The sequence below is a fragment of the Enterobacter cloacae complex sp. 394I7 genome, from assembly GCF_057320345.1.
Genome location: NZ_JBXWCR010000003.1, coordinates 184,342 through 203,130, shown reverse-complemented (window position 1 = coordinate 203,130; position 18,789 = coordinate 184,342). Strand labels below are relative to the sequence as shown.

16 protein-coding genes and 1 pseudogene are annotated in these 18,789 nt (G+C 55.0%); 13 read left to right on the top strand and 4 right to left on the bottom strand.

Annotated elements, in window-relative coordinates; all coding sequences use genetic code 11:
- The first annotated feature begins 8 nt into the window (after positions 1 to 8).
- The 4 genes from thrA (at position 9) to AC2FAP_RS14330 (ending at position 5,203) form a co-directional block, all read left to right on the top strand.
- On the top strand, positions 9 to 2,471 hold the full coding sequence (thrA, locus tag AC2FAP_RS14345; RefSeq protein ID WP_014168557.1) for a bifunctional aspartate kinase/homoserine dehydrogenase I: 2,463 nt from the start codon (positions 9 to 11) through the stop codon (positions 2,469 to 2,471).
- Between the two features lies 1 nt (position 2,472).
- A complete protein-coding gene (thrB, locus tag AC2FAP_RS14340) occupies positions 2,473 to 3,402 on the top strand; it encodes a homoserine kinase (RefSeq protein ID WP_014168558.1) in 930 nt (309 codons plus the stop codon).
- A 3-nt stretch (positions 3,403 to 3,405) separates the two neighbouring features.
- Complete coding sequence (gene thrC, locus AC2FAP_RS14335) at positions 3,406 to 4,692, top strand: threonine synthase (protein ID WP_020882536.1); 1,287 nt, start codon at positions 3,406 to 3,408, stop codon at positions 4,690 to 4,692.
- 211 nt (positions 4,693 to 4,903) lie between these two features.
- A complete protein-coding gene (locus AC2FAP_RS14330) occupies positions 4,904 to 5,203 on the top strand; it encodes a DUF2502 domain-containing protein (protein ID WP_020882537.1) in 300 nt (99 codons plus the stop codon).
- A gap of 31 nt (positions 5,204 to 5,234) precedes the next feature.
- On the opposite strand, the gene yaaA is transcribed toward AC2FAP_RS14330, so the two are convergent.
- Both yaaA and AC2FAP_RS14320 read right to left on the bottom strand, forming a co-directional pair.
- Complete coding sequence (gene yaaA, locus AC2FAP_RS14325; RefSeq protein WP_025205476.1) at positions 5,235 to 6,008, bottom strand: peroxide stress protein YaaA; 774 nt, start codon at positions 6,006 to 6,008, stop codon at positions 5,235 to 5,237.
- 66 nt (positions 6,009 to 6,074) lie between these two features.
- On the bottom strand, positions 6,075 to 7,505 hold the full coding sequence (locus AC2FAP_RS14320; RefSeq protein ID WP_032681687.1) for an alanine/glycine:cation symporter family protein: 1,431 nt from the start codon (positions 7,503 to 7,505) through the stop codon (positions 6,075 to 6,077).
- A 262-nt stretch (positions 7,506 to 7,767) separates the two neighbouring features.
- Here AC2FAP_RS14320 and tal point away from each other — a divergent pair, with 262 nt between their 5' ends.
- From tal to AC2FAP_RS14305, 3 genes are all read left to right on the top strand, one after another.
- A complete protein-coding gene (tal, locus tag AC2FAP_RS14315) occupies positions 7,768 to 8,721 on the top strand; it encodes a transaldolase (RefSeq protein ID WP_257806637.1) in 954 nt (317 codons plus the stop codon).
- A 111-nt stretch (positions 8,722 to 8,832) separates the two neighbouring features.
- On the top strand, positions 8,833 to 9,420 hold the full coding sequence (gene mog / locus AC2FAP_RS14310; RefSeq protein ID WP_020882540.1) for a molybdopterin adenylyltransferase: 588 nt from the start codon (positions 8,833 to 8,835) through the stop codon (positions 9,418 to 9,420).
- Positions 9,421 to 9,542: 122 nt separating this feature from the next.
- Positions 9,543 to 10,865 carry an MFS transporter gene (locus tag AC2FAP_RS14305; protein WP_032681686.1) on the top strand — a complete coding sequence of 441 codons (1,323 nt, stop codon included), beginning with the start codon at positions 9,543 to 9,545 and terminating at the stop codon, positions 10,863 to 10,865.
- On the opposite strand, the gene satP is transcribed toward AC2FAP_RS14305, so the two are convergent.
- Positions 10,842 to 11,408, bottom strand: a complete 567-nt coding sequence (gene satP / locus AC2FAP_RS14300; RefSeq protein ID WP_020882542.1) for an acetate uptake transporter — start codon at positions 11,406 to 11,408, stop codon at positions 10,842 to 10,844. The genes AC2FAP_RS14305 and satP overlap by 24 nt on opposite strands.
- A 297-nt stretch (positions 11,409 to 11,705) precedes the next feature.
- Between satP and dnaK the strand changes: the two genes are divergently transcribed.
- The 4 genes from dnaK to nhaR all read left to right on the top strand — a co-directional run bounded on the left by dnaK (position 11,706) and on the right by nhaR (position 17,167).
- Positions 11,706 to 13,619 carry a molecular chaperone DnaK gene (gene dnaK, locus AC2FAP_RS14295; RefSeq protein ID WP_014168568.1) on the top strand — a complete coding sequence of 638 codons (1,914 nt, stop codon included), beginning with the start codon at positions 11,706 to 11,708 and terminating at the stop codon, positions 13,617 to 13,619.
- Between the two features lie 87 nt (positions 13,620 to 13,706).
- Positions 13,707 to 14,852, top strand: coding sequence for a molecular chaperone DnaJ (gene dnaJ, locus AC2FAP_RS14290; RefSeq protein ID WP_020882543.1), 1,146 nt, complete (start codon positions 13,707 to 13,709; stop codon positions 14,850 to 14,852).
- 182 nt (positions 14,853 to 15,034) lie between these two features.
- On the top strand, positions 15,035 to 16,210 hold the full coding sequence (gene nhaA / locus AC2FAP_RS14285; RefSeq protein ID WP_014168571.1) for a Na+/H+ antiporter NhaA: 1,176 nt from the start codon (positions 15,035 to 15,037) through the stop codon (positions 16,208 to 16,210).
- A gap of 57 nt (positions 16,211 to 16,267) precedes the next feature.
- The gene (gene nhaR / locus AC2FAP_RS14280; RefSeq protein ID WP_014168572.1) at positions 16,268 to 17,167 is read left to right on the top strand and encodes a transcriptional activator NhaR; all 900 of its coding nucleotides are present in this window, start codon (positions 16,268 to 16,270) and stop codon (positions 17,165 to 17,167) included.
- 59 nt (positions 17,168 to 17,226) lie between these two features.
- Here nhaR and rpsT read toward each other — a convergent pair whose 3' ends face one another.
- Positions 17,227 to 17,490, bottom strand: a complete 264-nt coding sequence (gene rpsT / locus AC2FAP_RS14275; protein WP_008502037.1) for a 30S ribosomal protein S20 — start codon at positions 17,488 to 17,490, stop codon at positions 17,227 to 17,229.
- A gap of 102 nt (positions 17,491 to 17,592) precedes the next feature.
- Here rpsT and AC2FAP_RS14270 point away from each other — a divergent pair.
- Both AC2FAP_RS14270 and ribF read left to right on the top strand, forming a co-directional pair.
- Positions 17,593 to 17,811: pseudogene (locus AC2FAP_RS14270) on the top strand (DUF2575 domain-containing protein).
- 7 nt (positions 17,812 to 17,818) lie between these two features.
- Positions 17,819 to 18,757, top strand: coding sequence for a bifunctional riboflavin kinase/FAD synthetase (gene ribF / locus AC2FAP_RS14265; RefSeq protein WP_014168574.1), 939 nt, complete (start codon positions 17,819 to 17,821; stop codon positions 18,755 to 18,757).
- Positions 18,758 to 18,789 lie beyond the last annotated feature (32 nt).

Below are 18,789 nucleotides of genomic sequence, written 5' to 3'. Positions count from 1 at the left end.
GTAGAACCATGCGAGTGTTGAAGTTCGGCGGTACATCAGTGGCAAATGCAGAACGTTTTCTGCGTGTTGCCGATATCCTGGAGAGCAACGCCAGGCAGGGGCAGGTCGCGACCGTGCTCTCTGCCCCGGCAAAAATCACCAACCACCTGGTGGCGATGATTGAAAAGACCATCGGTGGCCAGGATGCACTCCCGAACTTGAGCGACGCCGAGCGTATCTTCGCTGAGCTGCTGCAGGGACTGGCGGAGGCGCAGCCGGGTTTCCCGCTCGCCCAGCTGAAATCCTTTGTTGAGCAAGAGTTCGCCCAAATCAAACACGTGCTGCACGGTATCAGCCTTTTAGGTCAGTGCCCGGACAGCATCAACGCGGCGTTAATCTGCCGTGGTGAAAAATTGTCGATTGCCATCATGGCGGGCCTGCTGGAAGCGCGTGGCCACAATGTGTCGGTTATCGATCCCGTTGAAAAACTGCTGGCAGTGGGTCACTACCTCGAGTCTACCGTTGATATAGCCGAATCAACCCGTCGCATTGCCGCGAGCAAAATTCCGTCTGACCATATGATCCTGATGGCGGGCTTCACCGCCGGAAACGAGAAGGGTGAACTTGTCGTACTGGGCCGTAACGGCTCCGACTACTCTGCTGCCGTGCTGGCAGCCTGTTTGCGCGCCGACTGTTGTGAGATCTGGACTGACGTCGACGGTGTATACACCTGCGATCCGCGCCAGGTGCCGGACGCCAGGCTGCTGAAGTCGATGTCATACCAGGAAGCGATGGAGCTTTCCTACTTCGGCGCTAAAGTTCTTCACCCTCGCACCATCTCTCCCATTGCCCAGTTCCAGATCCCTTGCCTGATTAAAAACACCGGTAACCCGCAAGCGCCGGGCACGCTGATTGGTGCCAGTACCGATGAAGACGGCCTGCCGGTGAAAGGCATTTCTAACCTGAACAATATGGCCATGTTCAGCGTTTCCGGCCCGGGAATGAAAGGCATGGTCGGTATGGCGGCTCGCGTTTTCGCGGCCATGTCCCGCAACGGTATCTCGGTTGTGCTGATCACTCAGTCCTCTTCTGAATACAGCATCAGCTTCTGCGTACCGCAGGGGGATTGCCTGCGCGCCCGTCGTGCGCTGGAAGAAGAGTTTTACCTTGAGCTGAAAGAAGAGCTGCTGGAGCCGCTTTCTATCCAGGAACGCCTGGCGGTTATCTCGGTGGTGGGCGACGGTATGCGTACGCTGCGCGGTATCTCGGCCAAATTCTTTGCCGCGCTGGCCAGGGCCAACATCAACATTGTGGCCATTGCCCAGGGGTCATCTGAGCGTTCAATCTCGGTGGTCGTTGACAACGACGATGCGACAACCGGCGTTCGCGTGGTTCATCAGATGCTGTTCAACACCGATCAGGTGATCGAGCTGTTCCTGATTGGCGTGGGCGGTGTGGGTGGCGCGCTGCTGGAGCAGGTGAAGCGTCAGCAGGAGTGGTTGAAGAAAAAGCACATTGATCTGCGCGTGTGCGGTATCGCGAACTCAAAAGCGCTGCTGACCAACGTTCATGGCCTGAACCTGGAAAACTGGCAGGCTGAGCTGAATGATGCCAAAGAGCCCTTTAATCTGGGCCGGTTAATCCGTCTGGTGAAAGAGTATCACCTGCTTAACCCGGTCATTGTCGACTGTACCTCGAACCAGGCGGTGGCCGATCAGTACGCCGATTTCCTGCGCGAAGGTTTCCACGTGGTGACGCCAAACAAAAAGGCCAACACCTCGTCGATGGATTACTATCACCAGCTGCGTCTGGCGGCGAGCAAGTCACGGCGTAAGTTCCTCTACGACACCAACGTGGGCGCGGGCCTGCCGGTGATCGAGAACCTGCAAAACCTGCTGAACGCGGGGGATGAACTGCAGCGTTTCTCCGGCATTCTTTCCGGCTCGCTGTCGTTTATCTTCGGCAAGCTGGATGAGGGCATGAGCCTGTCGGAAGCGACCCGTGCCGCGCGTGAACTGGGGTACACCGAGCCGGATCCGCGAGACGATCTCTCCGGTATGGATGTGGCGCGTAAGTTGCTCATACTGGTGCGTGAAACGGGCCGTGAGCTGGAGCTTTCCGATATCGTGATTGAGCCTGTTCTGCCTGCCGGGTTTGACGACAGCGGTGACGTGAACACCTTTATGGCCAATTTAGCGCAGCTAGACGACGCCTTTGCCGCACGCGTTGCGAAAGCCCGTGATGAAGGTAAGGTATTGCGCTATGTTGGCAATATTGAAGACGATGGTATGTGCCGCGTGAAGATTGCTGAAGTGGATGGCAACGACCCGCTGTTCAAAGTAAAAAACGGCGAAAACGCCCTCGCGTTTTACAGCCACTATTATCAGCCACTGCCGCTGGTGCTTCGCGGCTATGGCGCAGGGAATGATGTTACCGCGGCGGGTGTATTTGCCGATTTGCTGCGTACCCTGTCATGGAAGTTAGGAGTTTAACATGGTGAAAGTTTATGCCCCGGCTTCCAGCGCCAATATGAGCGTCGGATTTGATGTGCTGGGTGCGGCGGTGACGCCGGTGGATGGTTCGCTGCTGGGCGATACGGTAACGGTTGAAGCGGCAGAGAGCTTTAGCCTGAATAACGTGGGCCGCTTCGCCAGCAAACTGCCGACAGACCCGCGCGAGAATATCGTTTATCAGTGCTGGGAGCGGTTCTGTCAGGAGATTGGCAAAAATGTGCCGGTCGCCATGACGCTGGAAAAAAGTATGCCGATTGGCTCTGGTCTGGGTTCCAGCGCCTGCTCCGTGGTCGCCGGACTGGTGGCCATGAATGAGCACTGCGGCAAGCCACTGAATAATAACCGTCTGCTCGGGTTAATGGGCGAGCTGGAAGGGCGCATCTCCGGCAGCATTCATTATGACAACGTCGCCCCCTGCTTCCTCGGCGGTATGCAGCTGATGATTGAAGAAAATGGCATCATCAGCCAGCAGGTGCCAGGGTTTGATGAGTGGCTGTGGGTGCTGGCCTATCCCGGCATTAAGGTATCCACCGCTGAAGCGCGTGCGATCCTGCCTGCGCAGTATCGTCGTCAGGACTGTATCGCTCACGGACGTCATCTGGCCGGCTTTATTCACGCCTGCTACACCCGTCAGCCGCAGCTGGCAGCAAAATTAATGAAAGACGTTATCGCCGAGCCGTACCGCACTAAGCTGCTGCCTGGCTTTAACGAGGCGCGACAGGCGTCAATGGATACCGGCGCACTGGCGTGCGGTATCTCCGGCTCCGGCCCGACGCTGTTCGCCCTGTGCGATAAGCCAGACACGGCGCAGCGCGTGGCGGACTGGCTCTCTAAACACTACCTGCAAAATCAGGAAGGCTTTGTTCATATTTGCCGTCTGGACACGGCTGGCGCACGAGTACTGGGATAACGAATGAAACTCTACAACCTTAAAGATCATAACGAGCAGGTCAGCTTCGCGCAGGCGGTGACTCAGGGACTGGGCAAAAATCAGGGGCTGTTCTTCCCCCATGACCTGCCGGAATTTCAGCTGACCGACATTGATGAACTGCTGAAGCAGGATTTTGTCACCCGCAGCACTAAAATTCTCTCTGCCTTTATCGGCGATGAAATCCCGCAGGAGCTGCTGGAAGAGCGCGTGCGTGCAGCGTTCGCTTTCCCGGCACCGGTTAAGCAGGTTGAGCCGGATGTCGGCTGCCTTGAGCTGTTCCACGGTCCAACCCTGGCGTTTAAAGACTTCGGTGGCCGCTTTATGGCGCAGATGCTGACCCACATCAGCGGCGACAAACCGGTAACGATTCTGACAGCGACCTCCGGTGATACCGGTGCGGCCGTTGCCCATGCGTTCTACGGTCTGAAGAACGTTCGCGTGGTGATCCTCTACCCGAAAGGCAAAATCAGTCCGCTGCAGGAAAAACTGTTCTGTACGCTCGGGGGCAACATTGAAACCGTGGCGATTGACGGCGATTTCGATGCCTGTCAGGCGCTGGTCAAGCAGGCCTTCGATGACGAAGAGCTGAAAGTGGCGCTGGGTCTGAACTCGGCGAACTCCATTAACATCAGCCGTCTGCTGGCGCAGATCTGCTACTACTTCGAAGCGGTTGCACAGCTGCCACAGGAGGCGCGCAATCAGCTGGTCGTCTCCGTACCAAGCGGCAACTTTGGTGACCTGACGGCGGGCCTGCTGGCGAAATCGCTCGGTCTGCCGGTAAAACGCTTTATCGCCGCCACCAACGCCAACGACACCGTGCCGCGCTTCCTGAAAGACGGTAAATGGGCGCCGAACGCCACGCAGGCGACGCTTTCGAATGCGATGGACGTAAGCCAGCCGAACAACTGGCCGCGTGTGGAAGAGCTGTTCCGCCGTAAGGTCTGGCGTCTGGGCGATCTGGGTTACGCCGCGGTGACGGATGAGACCACCAAAGCCACCCTGCGTGAGCTAAAAGCGGTGGGGTACACCTCTGAACCGCATGCGGCGATCGCTTACCGTGCGCTGCGCGATCAGCTGAATCCGGGGGAGTATGGCCTGTTCCTGGGAACGGCTCATCCGGCGAAGTTCAAAGAGAGCGTGGAAGTGATTCTGGGTGAAACGCTGCCGCTGCCAAAAGAGCTGGCCGAGCGTGCGGACCTGCCGCTGCTTTCGCATGAACTGCCCGCGGATTTCGCCGCGCTGCGTAAGTTGATGATGACGCGCGGATAACGGTTCTGTCCTCCTATGCAGGCCGGGTAAGGTCAAACTTACCCGGCTTTTTTTATGGAGAAATTAAGGAGAAAAATAGCAGTAAAAAAGCAGAAATTCCCAATAAATGCGGTCACTTAGCGATTAGGATTGCAGAGAATAACATCCCCCGTCCTCCTCACGTATTCTCCTTACATCGGCCCACATCGGGTAAATGAATAAGGAGTCACCTATGTCTAAACTGAAACCTGCTCTGCTGGTGCTTTCAATGATGCTGGTCGCTCCGATGGCGGTTCAGGCCTCTGAAATCACCCTCGTCCCTGCGGTAAAACTGCAGATTGGCGATCAGGATAATCGTGGTCACTACTGGGATGGTGGCCGCTGGCGCGACCATGACTGGTGGAAGGCTCACTATGACTGGCGCGATAATCACTGGCGCCCACATGACGAGCATCACGATCGTCATCATGATGACCACCATCACGATCGTCACGACGACCCGCGTCCTGGCCCGGACTGGAAACACCATTAATGCAAAACCCCGCCATCTGGCGGGGTTTGTTTTACTGCTCGTGGCGCTTAAACACCAGTTCGCCTTTTCCCGACGCTTCTTCATCGAAGAAGTAGCCTTCGCTGTTGAAGCCGGTCAGTTGCTCCGGCTTCGTCAGGCGGTTCTGAATGATGTAGCGGCTCATCAGCCCACGCGCTTTTTTGGCGTAGAAGCTGATGACCTTGAACTTGCCGTTTTTCTCATCGAGGAAAACGGGCTTGATAATTTCCGCATCCAGCTTTTTCGGCTTCACCGATTTGTAGTATTCATCGGAGGCCAGATTGATCACCACATTATCGCCCTGAGCACGCAGCGCAGCGTTCAGTTTGTCGGTGATGATATCGCCCCAGAAATGGTACAGATCTTTGCCTTTAGGGTTTTCCAGGCGGATACCCATCTCCAGACGATATGGCTGCATCAGGTCCAACGGGCGCAGCACGCCGTAAAGACCTGATAACATGCGCAGATGCTGCTGGGCGAAGTCGAAATCGGCTTCGCTAAAATCTTCCGCCTGCAGGCCGGTATACACATCACCTTTAAACGCCAGAAGCGCCTGGCGGGCGTTGTTCGGCGTGAAGTCCGGGTGCCACTCGTGGAAACGGGTCGCGTTAAGATCCGCCAGTTTGTCGCTGATACTCATCAGCGAGGCAATTTGTGGCGCAGAGAGCTTACGCGCGACGTGAATCAGCTGTTGCGAATAGTCCAGCAGTTCAGGCTGGGTATAGCGCTCGGTGGCGAGCGGGCTCTGGTAATCGAGCGTTTTAGCAGGTGAAATCAGAATCAGCATATCCAGTCCTTGCAGGAAATTTAGAGCGACTTTAGCAAAAAATCGCCCTCAATTGATCGATAGCTGTTATTGCCGTGGCAAATCATCCCAGGTGCCGGGCGCAATTTGCGCCTGGATGTCGGGATAACGCGAGGCATCAAAGACCGGCGGTACGCCCAGTTTGCGCTGACGAAGATAGTCCCGTGCGATAAGCGTAACCACGGGTGAGAGCAGCAGGATCGCCGTCAGGTTAGTGATGGCCATGAGCGCCATAAAGACATCCGCCAGTTGCCAGACCAGCGGCATGCTAAGCAGCGAACCTGCTAACACCATCAGTATCACCCCGAGGCGCAGCAGCGTGATCATACGGCGGGAGTCCACTTTCAGGAAAATAAGGTTATTTTCGGCGTAGAGGTAATTCACAACAATCGAGCTGAAGGCGAATAACAGCAGGATGAGCGAGACAAACCCGGCTCCCCAGCCGCCCGTCAGATTCACCAGTGCCTGCTGAAGCAGTTGTATGCCGGCTGTTTCCGATGAGTGAGGTACCGGCCCGGCCAGCAGCAGGATCATGGCGCTGGCGGAACAGATAATAATGGTGTCCGTAAAAACGCCAATCATCTGAACAATGCCTTGTGCCGCCGGGTGAGGCGGCCAGGACGCGGCGGCGGCTGCGGCATTGGGCGTTGATCCCATACCGGCTTCATTGGAGAACATTCCGCGCTGAAAGCCCGACATCAGCGCCTGGCTGAACGTATAGCCCAGTGCGCCCGATGCCGCCTCACGCCAGCCAAATGCGCTTTTGAAGATGGTTGCAATCACTTCTGGCACCTGCTCGATATGCCGTGCGGCGACGAACAGGCTGGCGGCAACCCACAGCAGCGCCATGACCGGCACCAGCCACTGCATCAGGCGGGCGACACCTTTTAGGCCGGTCGAAATGGTCAGCAGGATACAGAGGGCTAAAACAAGCCCGGTGATCCACTCCGGACACGCAAAGGCATAGCGCAAGGCATGGGCGACAGAATTCGCCTGAACGGTATTGAAAATCAGACCGTACGCGAGCAGTAAAAACAGCGAAAACAGCACGCCCATCCAGCGCATTCCTAAGCCACGCGCCATGTACCAGGCCGGGCCGCCGCGAAACTGTCCGTTTTTATCTTTTTCTTTGTAGAGTTGGGCGAGGGCGCTCTCGGCAAAGGAGGTGGCCATCCCGATAAGCGCCGTGACCCACATCCAGAAAACGGCGCCCGGGCCACCGGCGCTGATGGCCAGTGCCACCCCCGCCATATTACCGCTGCCGAGGCGTGCGGCAATGCTGGTGCAGAGGGCCTGGAAAGAGGTTAATCCGCCTGGCTGGGGCGTGACGCTGTTTTTCAGACTTCTGCCAAATTTGCGAATATAACGAAACTGGATAAACCCGCTGCGTAGCGTAAACCAAATACCTGCACCCAGCAGCAGGTATATCATTATCGAACCCCAAAGGACTTCATTAATAAAGAAAAGGAAATCAGGCATTAACGTCCCTCTTGTTGATGCCAAAATGAATATGTAAGCGCTACCACTGATTGGACATGCTGTTACTTAGCAGCCTGTTAATATTCTGAGTTTATCATACTCTGTCTAAGCGCACTGTCTGCGGTTGCGCTACCCCTCCGTCGTGTTATCATCAGGGCAGACCGGTTACATCCCCCTAACAAGTAAACCTGTCATTTTTCCGCTGCAGGCATGCTGTCGGTAGCGTGAATTATCCAGGGCACGTTAAAAGAGAAACACTATCATGACGGATAAATTGACCTCCCTTCGTCAGTTCACCACTGTCGTAGCTGACACCGGAGATATCGCGGCAATGAAGCTGTACCAGCCGCAGGATGCCACCACCAACCCTTCTCTGATCCTTAACGCCGCACAGATCCCTGAGTATCGCAAACTGATTGACGACGCAGTGACCTGGGCGAAAGCACAGAGCAACGACCGCGCGCAGCAGGTTGTTGATGCCACTGATAAACTGGCCGTGAACATTGGTCTGGAAATTCTGAAACTGGTTCCTGGCCGCATCTCTACCGAAGTTGACGCACGTCTCTCCTACGACACCGAAGCGTCTATCGCCAAAGCAAAACGTCTGATCAAAATGTACAACGATGCCGGCATCAGCAATGACCGCATCCTGATCAAACTGGCGTCAACCTGGCAGGGTATTCGTGCAGCTGAACAGCTGGAAAAAGACGGTATCAACTGTAACCTGACGCTGCTGTTCTCCTTCGCACAGGCGCGTGCATGTGCGGAAGCCGGCGTATACCTGATTTCTCCATTCGTTGGCCGTATTCTGGACTGGTACAAAGCCAACACGGATAAGAAAGAGTACGCGGCATCTGAAGATCCAGGCGTCGTTTCCGTGACCGAAATCTACGAATACTACAAACAGCACGGTTATGAGACTGTGGTGATGGGCGCAAGCTTCCGTAACGTAGGTGAAATCATCGAACTGGCTGGCTGTGACCGCCTGACCATCGCCCCGGCACTGCTGAAAGAGCTGGCTGAAAGCGAAGGTGCTATCGAGCGTAAACTGTCCTACATCGGTGAAGTGAAAGCGCGTCCGGAGCGCATCACTGAATCTGAGTTCCTGTGGCAGCATAACCAGGATCCAATGGCTGTAGATAAACTGGCGGACGGTATCCGTAAGTTTGCTATCGACCAGGAAAAACTGGAAAAAATGATCGGCGACCTGCTGTAATCATTCTGCGTGACCGGGTTCCCGGTCACGCTACTTCTTTCGTACTCTGTCTGAATTTCCCCTCTGCGTGTATCATTCCCTTTAATCAGTACTTTTTTGAATGGAATGGATATGAATACCTTACGCATCGGCTTAGTGTCGATTTCTGACCGCGCCTCCAGCGGTGTTTATCAGGATAAAGGCATCCCCGCGCTGGAAGAATGGCTGGGCAGTGCGTTGACAACCCCCTTTGAGATCCAGACCCGCCTGATCCCTGACGAACAGCCAATTATCGAACAGACACTCTGTGAGCTGGTGGATGAGATGAGCTGCCACCTGGTATTGACCACGGGAGGCACCGGGCCTGCGCGCCGGGACGTCACTCCGGATGCCACGCTGGCGGTTGCCGATCGTGAGATGCCTGGCTTCGGTGAGCAGATGCGCCAGATCAGTCTACACTTTGTCCCGACGGCGATCCTCTCCCGTCAGGTCGGGGTGATCCGCAAGCAGGCATTGATTCTGAATTTGCCGGGCCAGCCGAAGTCCATCAAAGAGACGCTTGAAGGACTGAAAGCGGAAGATGGCAGCGTGATCGTGCACGGGATTTTTGCAAGTGTACCGTATTGTATACAGTTACTTGACGGTCCGTATGTAGAAACCGATGAGAAAGTGGTAGCAGCTTTTCGTCCGAAAAACGCTCGTCGCGAGACAATCTCCTGAAATTAATCAATATGTGACATTAGCTGAAGTGACGGTAGCGTGGTAAGGGTTTTACGGTATAGTAATTTTTTCTTTACGTTTGCTGTAAAAATAAATCCACAATACAAGCCAAATGGTTCGCTATGTCACATAACACTCGACCTCTGAATCGACAGGACTATAAAACCCTCACGCTCGCGGCCTTAGGCGGTGCGCTGGAGTTTTACGACTTTATCATCTTCGTCTTCTTCGCCGCCGTGGTGGGGGAGCTTTTCTTCCCGGCAGATATCCCGGAGTGGTTGCGCCAGGTGCAAACCTTCGGCATTTTTGCCGCCGGGTATCTGGCACGACCGCTGGGTGGCATTGTGATGGCCCACTTTGGTGACCTGGTCGGGCGTAAGAAGATGTTCACGCTCAGCATTTTACTGATGGCCGTGCCGACGCTGGCCATTGGTCTGCTGCCCACTTACGCCTCAATGGGCATTGTTGCTCCGCTGCTGCTGTTGCTGATGCGCATTCTTCAGGGCGCGGCGATTGGCGGCGAAGTGCCGGGGGCCTGGGTGTTTGTGGCGGAGCATGTGCCGGCGCGCCGCATCGGCATCGCCTGTGGGACCTTAACGGCGGGGCTGACTGTCGGTATCCTCCTCGGTTCAGTGGTGGCCACTATCGTGAATACCAGCATGACGCAACAGGCGGTTCACGACTGGGGATGGCGCGTACCGTTCCTGCTCGGCGGGGCGTTTGGCCTGGTGGCGATGTATCTTCGCCGCTGGCTGCAGGAGACACCTATTTTCCTTGAGATGCAGCAGCGCAAGGCGCTGGCACAGGAGTTGCCGGTAAAAGCCGTGGTGGTGCGCCACCGGAGCGCGGTTGTGGTGTCGATGCTGCTCACCTGGCTGCTGTCGGCGGGCATCGTGGTCGTTATCTTGATGTCTCCGGTATGGCTGCAAAAGCAGTACGGTTTTGCGCCGGCGGTAACGTTGCAGGCAAACAGTATCGCCACCATTATGCTCTGCTTTGGCTGTCTGGCCGCGGGGCTGGCCGTTGATCGTATCGGTGCCGGCCTGACTTTCATCATCGGCAGTCTGCTGCTGGCTGCGTCGAGCTGGGCGTTTTACCACCTGGCAGGCAGCCATCCTGAACAGCTGTTCCTGCTCTACGGTACGGTCGGGCTGTGCGTGGGGGTTGTCGGTGCAGTGCCGTATGTGATGGTGCGAGCTTTTCCGCCAGAGGTCCGCTTCACCGGGATCTCTTTCTCTTATAACGTCTCTTACGCCATCTTTGGCGGGCTGACGCCGATTGCGGTCACGGTGTTGATGGGAGTATCCCCGATGGCTCCCGCCTGGTATGTGCTCGCGCTGTCGGTGATGGGGCTGGTATTAGGCATTTGGCTTCGGCAGAAACAGGGATGTCGTGCCCGCGAGGCGGACACGACAGATGGATCAGTGTTTTTCACCAATCGGTAGGATGGTGCGGTCAAACTGCTCGTTCAGCACTTCACCCATTGCCAGGTAGATAGCGCTTGCGCCGCACACCAGACCAATCCAGCCGGCAATATGCACGATGCTTTCATTATCCACGAGGTGGCCGATCGCCAGCAGGGCGAACAGCACGGTCAGGCTCAGGAAAACAAACTGCAGTGCGCGGTTGCCTTTCAGGGTGCCGAAGAACATAAACAGCGTGAAGACGCCCCACAGACCAAGGTAAACGCCCAGGAAATGTGCGTTTGCCGCGTCTGCCAGGCCCATTTTAGGCATCAGCAGGATCGCGACTAGGGTCAGCCAGAAAGAACCATAAGAGGTGAATGCGGTTAAGCCGAAGGTGTTGCCTTTCTTATATTCCAGCAGGCCCGCGAAGATTTGCGCGATACCGCCGTAAAAAATGCCCATCGCCAGGATAATGCCATCCATCGGGAACATCCCGATGTTGTGCAGGTTCAGCAGGATAGTGGTCATGCCAAAACCCATCAGGCCCAGCGGAGCCGGATTAGCCAACTTAGTGTTGCCCATAAGTCCTCAAAAAAATCATCATTAATATGGTGAAATGGTTAAACCCGCGTCAGTTCTCCCTGACGGGGCGCGGCATCATAATGGGCGCAATCAATGCCGTCTATGATCTCATCAGGGTGAAATTAAAAATTTTTTTTACCGTTCCCCCTTGATGGACGCTGGCGCGACCCCATCTTGTAGTCAACCGCAGTGTGTGGACCTGAAAAAAATCAATTGTGGGCAGTTGAAAAAGCACGTTCTGCCCTTATTACAGGTACACAACCACATGTTGACTGAATTTTAAGTGGAGACGTTTAGATGGGTAAAATTATTGGTATCGACCTGGGTACTACCAACTCTTGTGTAGCGATTATGGATGGCACTACCGCACGCGTGCTGGAGAACGCCGAGGGCGATCGCACCACGCCTTCTATCATTGCTTATACCCAGGATGGTGAAACTCTGGTTGGTCAGCCGGCTAAACGTCAGGCAGTGACAAACCCGCAAAATACCCTGTTTGCGATTAAACGCCTGATTGGCCGCCGCTTCCAGGACGAAGAAGTTCAGCGTGACGTTTCTATCATGCCTTACAAAATCATCGCAGCAGATAACGGCGATGCATGGCTTGATGTGAAAGGCACCAAAACGGCACCACCGCAGATCTCTGCTGAAGTGCTGAAAAAAATGAAGAAAACCGCAGAAGATTACCTGGGTGAGCCGGTAACTGAAGCTGTTATCACCGTTCCTGCTTACTTCAACGATGCTCAGCGTCAGGCAACGAAAGATGCTGGCCGTATCGCAGGTCTGGAAGTAAAACGTATCATCAACGAACCAACCGCAGCGGCACTGGCTTACGGTCTGGATAAAGAAGTTGGCAACCGTACTATCGCGGTTTACGACCTGGGTGGTGGTACTTTCGATATCTCTATTATCGAAATCGACGAAGTTGATGGCGAAAAAACCTTCGAAGTTCTGGCAACCAACGGTGATACCCACCTGGGTGGTGAAGACTTCGATACCCGTCTGATCAACTACCTCGTTGACGAGTTCAAGAAAGATCAGGGCATTGACCTGCGTAACGACCCGCTGGCAATGCAGCGCCTGAAAGAAGCCGCTGAGAAAGCGAAGATCGAACTGTCTTCCGCTCAGCAGACCGACGTGAACCTGCCGTATATCACTGCAGACGCGACCGGTCCTAAACACATGAACATTAAAGTGACCCGTGCGAAACTGGAAAGCCTGGTAGAAGACCTGGTGAACCGTTCCATCGAGCCACTGAAAGTTGCTCTGCAGGATGCTGGCCTGTCCGTGTCTGATATCAACGACGTTATCCTCGTTGGTGGCCAGACCCGTATGCCAATGGTTCAGAAGAAAGTGGCTGAATTCTTTGGTAAAGAGCCACGTAAAGACGTTAACCCGGACGAAGCAGTGGCTATCGGTGCTGCTGTTCAGGGTGGTGTGTTGACGGGTGATGTGAAAGACGTTCTGCTGCTGGACGTTACCCCGCTGTCTCTGGGTATCGAAACCATGGGCGGTGTGATGACGGCGCTTATCACCAAAAACACCACTATCCCTACTAAGCACAGCCAGGTGTTCTCTACTGCTGAAGACAACCAGTCTGCAGTAACCATCCATGTGCTGCAGGGTGAGCGTAAGCGTGCGGCGGATAACAAGTCACTGGGTCAGTTCAACCTGGATGGCATCAACCCGGCGCCACGCGGTATGCCGCAGATCGAAGTAACCTTCGATATCGATGCTGACGGTATCCTGCACGTTTCCGCGAAAGACAAAAACAGCGGTAAAGAGCAGAAGATCACCATTAAGGCCTCTTCCGGTCTGAACGAAGAAGAGATCCAGAAAATGGTTCGTGAAGCAGAAGCGAACGCGGAATCTGACCGTAAGTTCGAAGAGCTGGTTCAGACCCGTAACCAGGGCGACCATCTGCTGCACAGCACCCGTAAGCAGGTTGAAGAAGCCGGCGATAAACTGCCAGCTGAAGACAAAACGGCTATCGAAGCTGCACTGAGCGCGCTGGAAACGTCTCTGAAAGGCGAAGACAAAGCGGATATCGAAGCGAAGATGCAGGAGCTGGCACAGGCTTCTCAGAAGCTGATGGAAATCGCTCAGCAGCAGCACGCCCAACAGCAGGCTGGCGCTGACGCTTCTCAGAACAACGCGAAAGACGACGACGTTGTCGACGCTGAGTTCGAAGAAGTGAAAGACAAAAAATAATCGCCCTGATGCAGGGTAATTAATCGGCACGGGCGTAGGAGAACTCTCCACGCCCGTGCTCGCATGTTAAGGGGCTTAAAAAAACCAATGGCAAAGCAAGACTATTACGAGATTTTAGGCGTTCCGAAAACTGCGGAAGAGCGTGAAATCAAAAAGGCGTATAAGCGCCTGGCCATGAAATTCCACCCGGACCGCAACCAGGGTGACAAAGAGGCTGAAGCCAAATTTAAAGAGATCAAAGAAGCCTACGAAGTCCTGACCGATGCACAGAAACGTGCGGCCTATGACCAGTACGGCCACGCAGCCTTCGAACAAGGCGGCATGGGCGGCGGTGGATTCGGTGGCGGCGGCTTTGGCGGCGGCGCTGACTTCAGCGATATCTTTGGCGATGTTTTCGGCGACATTTTTGGCGGCGGTCGTGGCCGTCAGCGCGCGGCGCGCGGCGCCGACCTGCGCTACAACATGGATCTGACGCTGGAAGAGGCCGTACGCGGCGTCACCAAAGAGATCCGTATTCCGACGCTGGAAGAGTGTGACGTTTGCCACGGCAGCGGCGCGAAAGCAGGCACCCAGCCGCAAACCTGTCCAACCTGTCACGGTTCCGGTCAGGTACAGATGCGTCAGGGCTTCTTCGCCGTGCAGCAGGCGTGTCCGCACTGTCATGGTCGCGGTACGCTGATTAAAGACCCCTGCACAAAATGCCACGGTCATGGTCGCGTTGAGAAAACCAAGACGCTGTCCGTTAAAATCCCAGCAGGCGTGGACACGGGCGACCGTATCCGTCTGGCAGGTGAAGGTGAGGCCGGCGAGCACGGTGCACCGGCAGGCGATCTGTACGTGCAGGTTCAGGTCAAGCAGCACGCCATCTTTGAGCGTGAAGGCAACAACCTGTACTGTGAAGTGCCCATCAACTTCGCCATGGCGGCACTCGGTGGCGAAATTGAAGTGCCAACGCTTGATGGTCGCGTCAATCTGAAGGTTCCAGGCGAAACCCAGACCGGCAAGCTGTTCCGCATGCGTGGTAAAGGTGTTAAATCCGTTCGCGGTGGTGCGCAGGGCGACCTGCTGTGCCGCGTGGTGGTTGAAACCCCGGTTGGCCTGAACGACAAGCAGAAACAGCTGCTGAAAGAGCTGCAGGAAAGTTTTGGCGGCCCGACGGGTGAGAAAAACAGCCCGCGCTCCAAAAGCTTCTTCGATGGCGTCAAAAAATTCTTCGACGATTTGACCCGCTGATCCGTTAGCTGGTGTTCATCTCAAAAAGCCCGGAAGCGATTTCGGGCTTTTTCTTTTTGTAGCTGTCCTCATGGCTATCATTCGGTAAAACTGAATATATACTCAACATTAACCTGCTTTTGCCGAGCTGTTTGGCCTGGTATTATGGTTTTACCGAAGTATTGCTGTAAGAGAGAGCCTACGTGAAATTAATACACCGTTTTTTTAGCAGTGAAGCATCAGGCGGCATCATCCTGATTATTGCCGCTGCGGCCGCGATGGCGCTGGCCAATATGGGTTTCACACGCGACTTTTACCACGCGTTTCTGGAAACTCCCGTCGAGCTGAAAGTCGGGGCGCTGGAAATTAACAAGAACATGCTGCTGTGGATCAACGATGCACTGATGGCCGTGTTTTTCCTGCTGGTAGGACTGGAGGTTAAGCGTGAGCTGGTCCTGGGTTCGCTTGCCAGCCGTCAGCGTGCCGCGTTCCCGGTGATTGCCGCATTCGGGGGGATGGTCATTCCGGCGTTGCTCTTCCTGGCGTTCACCTGGCAGGATCCGGTATCGCGTCACGGCTGGGCCATTCCGGCAGCAACGGATATCGCGTTTGCCCTGGGTGTGCTGGCCTTGCTGGGAAGCCGCGTGCCGGTGGCACTGAAAATCTTCCTGATGGCGCTGGCGATCATTGATGACCTGGGCGCGATTGTCATTATTGCGCTGTTCTACACCAGCGACCTGTCGATCCTGTCGTTGAGCGTTGCCGCAGGAGCGATTGCGGTACTGGCGCTGTTGAACATTTGCAACGTGCGCCGCATCGGGATCTACGTGCTGGTGGGGATGGTGCTGTGGACCGCGGTACTGAAATCAGGCGTGCACGCTACGCTCGCCGGGGTCATCGTCGGCTTCTTCGTTCCGCTCAAGCCGCAGGAGGGGAAATCGCCTGCCAAACAGCTGGAGCATGTACTGCACCCGTGGGTCGCCTTTATGATCCTGCCGCTGTTTGCTTTCGCTAATGCAGGCGTTTCGCTGGAAGGGGTAACCCTTGAGGGACTGACCTCAATGTTGCCGCTGGGCATTATTGCCGGACTGTTTATTGGTAAGCCGCTGGGTATTAGCCTGTTCTGCTGGCTGGCGCTGAAGCTGAAGCTGGCGTCACTGCCGCACGGTACCACGTTTAAGCAGATCATGGCGGTGGGCGTGCTGTGCGGCATTGGGTTTACCATGTCGATCTTTATCTCAACGCTGGCTTTTGGTGCCCATGCGCCTGAGCTTATCGTCTGGGCGAAGCTGGGTATCCTTATCGGATCGTTACTGGCCGCAGTTACTGGCTATACCTTATTGAAGGTCAAACTGTCAGGACCGGTCGTTCAGGCATAACAGGAAACCGGGAGAAGAACACCTTCTCCCGCTACACGATCAGGGAGCGAAGACACGATGTCTCATTTGAATTACAACCACCTTTACTACTTCTGGCACGTCTATAAGCAGGGCTCGGTCGTGGGGGCGGCAGAGGCGCTCTACCTGACGCCGCAGACCATCACCGGGCAAATCAAAGCGCTGGAAGAGCGGCTGCAGGGCAAGCTCTTTAAGCGCAAGGGCCGTGGGATTGAGCCAAGTGAGCTGGGCGAACTGGTTTTCCGCTACGCGGATAAGATGTTCACCTTAAGCCAGGAGATGCTGGATATTGTTAACTACCGCAAAGAGTCAAACCTGCTCTTTGACGTCGGCGTGGCGGATGCGTTGTCAAAACGGCTGGTCAGCGGCGTGCTGGATGCGGCGGTGGTCGAAGATGAGCAAATCCATCTGCGCTGTTTTGAATCCACGCACGAGATGCTGCTGGAGCAGCTGAGCCAGCATAAGCTGGATATGATTATCTCGGACTGCCCGATCGACTCTACGCAGCAGGAAGGGCTGTTCTCGGTGAAGATTGGCGAATGCGGGGTCAGCTTCTGGTGCATTAACCCGCCGCCGGAAAAACCGTTTCCTGCCTGTCTGGAGGAGCGTCGTTTGCTGGTGCCAGGCCGGCGCTCCATGCTTGGGCGCAAACTGCTGAACTGGTTTAACTCTCAGGGACTGAAGGTGGAGATCCTCGGCGAGTTTGACGATGCGGCGCTAATGAAAGCCTTTGGTGAGGCGCATAACGCCATCTTCGTTGCACCGACGCTGTACGTGCACGATCTCTATTCAGATAACAAGATTACGGAGATTGGCCGGGTCGATAACGTGATGGAGGAGTATCACGCGATATTTGCAGAAAGGATGATTCAACATCCGGCAGTACAGCGCATCTGTAACCGCGACTACTCGGCGCTGTTTACGCCACCGGCAATCTGAAGATATAAAAAAACCCGCGTTAAGCGGGTTCTTTTAAAACAAGCAACAACAAGTGGCGATTAAGCCAGTTTGTTGATCTGCGCGGTCAGGTTTGCTTTATGACGCGCTGCTTTGTTTTTGTGGATCAGACCTTTAGCAGCCTGACGATCCACGATTGGTTGCATTTCATTAAATGCGTTCTGCGCAGCAGCTTTGTCGCCAGCTTCGATAGCTGCGTATACTTTCTTGATGAAAGTACGCATCATAGAGCGACGGCTTGCATTGTGCTTACGAGCCTTTTCAGACTGGATAGCACGTTTCTTAGCTGATTTGATATTAGCCAAGGTCCAACTCCCAAATATGATCTATGTGGACAATTCAAAGGCCGAGGAATATGCCCTCTATACCTTCTTTTGTCAATGGATTTGTGCAAATAAGCGCCGTTGATTGGCGACGCTACGTTACGTAGTGATGGCGCAGGATTCTACCAGCTTGTCGCTCGTGAATACAGCTTTTCGGCACAAAAAACGCAGTTCACGGGCAGATTTTTTTGCTGTGAAAGGTCAGCCTGATGAAATCATTACGGCTTTCTGTTTTGCGCGAACAATCGCCGGTTAACCTTAACCGCTGTACAAGGTATACTTTGGCGATTTTCACTGTTTTGAGCCAGACATGAAGCTGATACGCGGCATACATAATCTCAGCAGAGCACCGCACGGGTGCGTGCTGACCATTGGTAATTTCGACGGCGTGCATCGTGGTCATCAGGCGCTGCTGCAGGGATTGCGTAAAGAAGGGGAGGCGCGTGGCCTGCCCGTTGTAGTGATGATTTTTGAGCCGCAGCCGCTGGAGCTGTTTGCCGGCGATAAATCACCGGCTCGCCTCACTCGCCTGCGCGAGAAGTTGCGCTACCTGGCAGAGTCCGGGGTGGACTACGTATTGTGCGTGCGTTTCGATCGCCGCTTTGCCGCGCTCACAGCACAAAATTTCGTCAGTGACCTGCTGGTCAGGCGCCTTGGCGTGCAGTTTCTGGCCGTGGGTGATGATTTCCGCTTTGGCGCTGGTCGTCAGGGCGATTTCTTGCTATTACAGAAGGCTGGCCTCGAGTACGGCTTTGATGTCACCAGCGCAATGACCTTTTGCGAAGGCGGCGTCCGGGTTAGCAGCACTGCGGTGCGTCAGGCGCTGGCCAACGATGAACTGGATACGGCGGAAACGCTGCTGGGACATCCGTTTAGCATTTCAGGCCGTGTGGTCCATGGCGATGCGCTGGGCCGCACCATAGGTTTCCCGACGGCGAATATACCGCTACGTCGTCAGGTCTCCCCGGTTAAAGGGGTATATGCGGTGGAAGTGGCTGGTCTGGGCGATAAACCGTATTTCGGTGTCGCCAATATTGGCACACGTCCTACAGTCGCCGGTGTCCGTCAACAATTAGAAGTGCACCTGCTGGACGTTGTAATGGACCTTTATGGTCGCCATATAGATGTGATACTGCGTAAAAAAATACGCAATGAGCAGCGATTTGCTTCGCTGGATGAACTAAAGGCGCAAATCGCGCGAGATGAATTAACGGCCCGCGAGTTTTTTGGGCGAGTAAACCCGGCTTAAATGCCTACGTGAAAAATACGGAACCGAGAATC

What these genes read in the sequence shown, in the direction of transcription:
- thrC (WP_020882536.1), top strand. Translation starts at nt 3,406, where the DNA reads ATGAAACTCTACAACCTTAAAGATCATAACGAGCAGGTCAGCTTCGCG.
- dnaJ (WP_020882543.1), top strand. Translation starts at nt 13,707, where the DNA reads ATGGCAAAGCAAGACTATTACGAGATTTTAGGCGTTCCGAAAACTGCG.
- thrA (WP_014168557.1), top strand. Translation starts at nt 9, where the DNA reads ATGCGAGTGTTGAAGTTCGGCGGTACATCAGTGGCAAATGCAGAACGT.
- dnaK (WP_014168568.1), top strand. Translation starts at nt 11,706, where the DNA reads ATGGGTAAAATTATTGGTATCGACCTGGGTACTACCAACTCTTGTGTA.
- yaaA (WP_025205476.1), bottom strand. Translation starts at nt 6,008, where the DNA reads ATGCTGATTCTGATTTCACCTGCTAAAACGCTCGATTACCAGAGCCCG.
- AC2FAP_RS14320 (WP_032681687.1), bottom strand. Translation starts at nt 7,505, where the DNA reads ATGCCTGATTTCCTTTTCTTTATTAATGAAGTCCTTTGGGGTTCGATA.
- mog (WP_020882540.1), top strand. Translation starts at nt 8,833, where the DNA reads ATGAATACCTTACGCATCGGCTTAGTGTCGATTTCTGACCGCGCCTCC.
- thrB (WP_014168558.1), top strand. Translation starts at nt 2,473, where the DNA reads ATGGTGAAAGTTTATGCCCCGGCTTCCAGCGCCAATATGAGCGTCGGA.
- satP (WP_020882542.1), bottom strand. Translation starts at nt 11,408, where the DNA reads ATGGGCAACACTAAGTTGGCTAATCCGGCTCCGCTGGGCCTGATGGGT.
- AC2FAP_RS14305 (WP_032681686.1), top strand. Translation starts at nt 9,543, where the DNA reads ATGTCACATAACACTCGACCTCTGAATCGACAGGACTATAAAACCCTC.
- ribF (WP_014168574.1), top strand. Translation starts at nt 17,819, where the DNA reads ATGAAGCTGATACGCGGCATACATAATCTCAGCAGAGCACCGCACGGG.
- tal (WP_257806637.1), top strand. Translation starts at nt 7,768, where the DNA reads ATGACGGATAAATTGACCTCCCTTCGTCAGTTCACCACTGTCGTAGCT.
- AC2FAP_RS14330 (WP_020882537.1), top strand. Translation starts at nt 4,904, where the DNA reads ATGTCTAAACTGAAACCTGCTCTGCTGGTGCTTTCAATGATGCTGGTC.
- nhaR (WP_014168572.1), top strand. Translation starts at nt 16,268, where the DNA reads ATGTCTCATTTGAATTACAACCACCTTTACTACTTCTGGCACGTCTAT.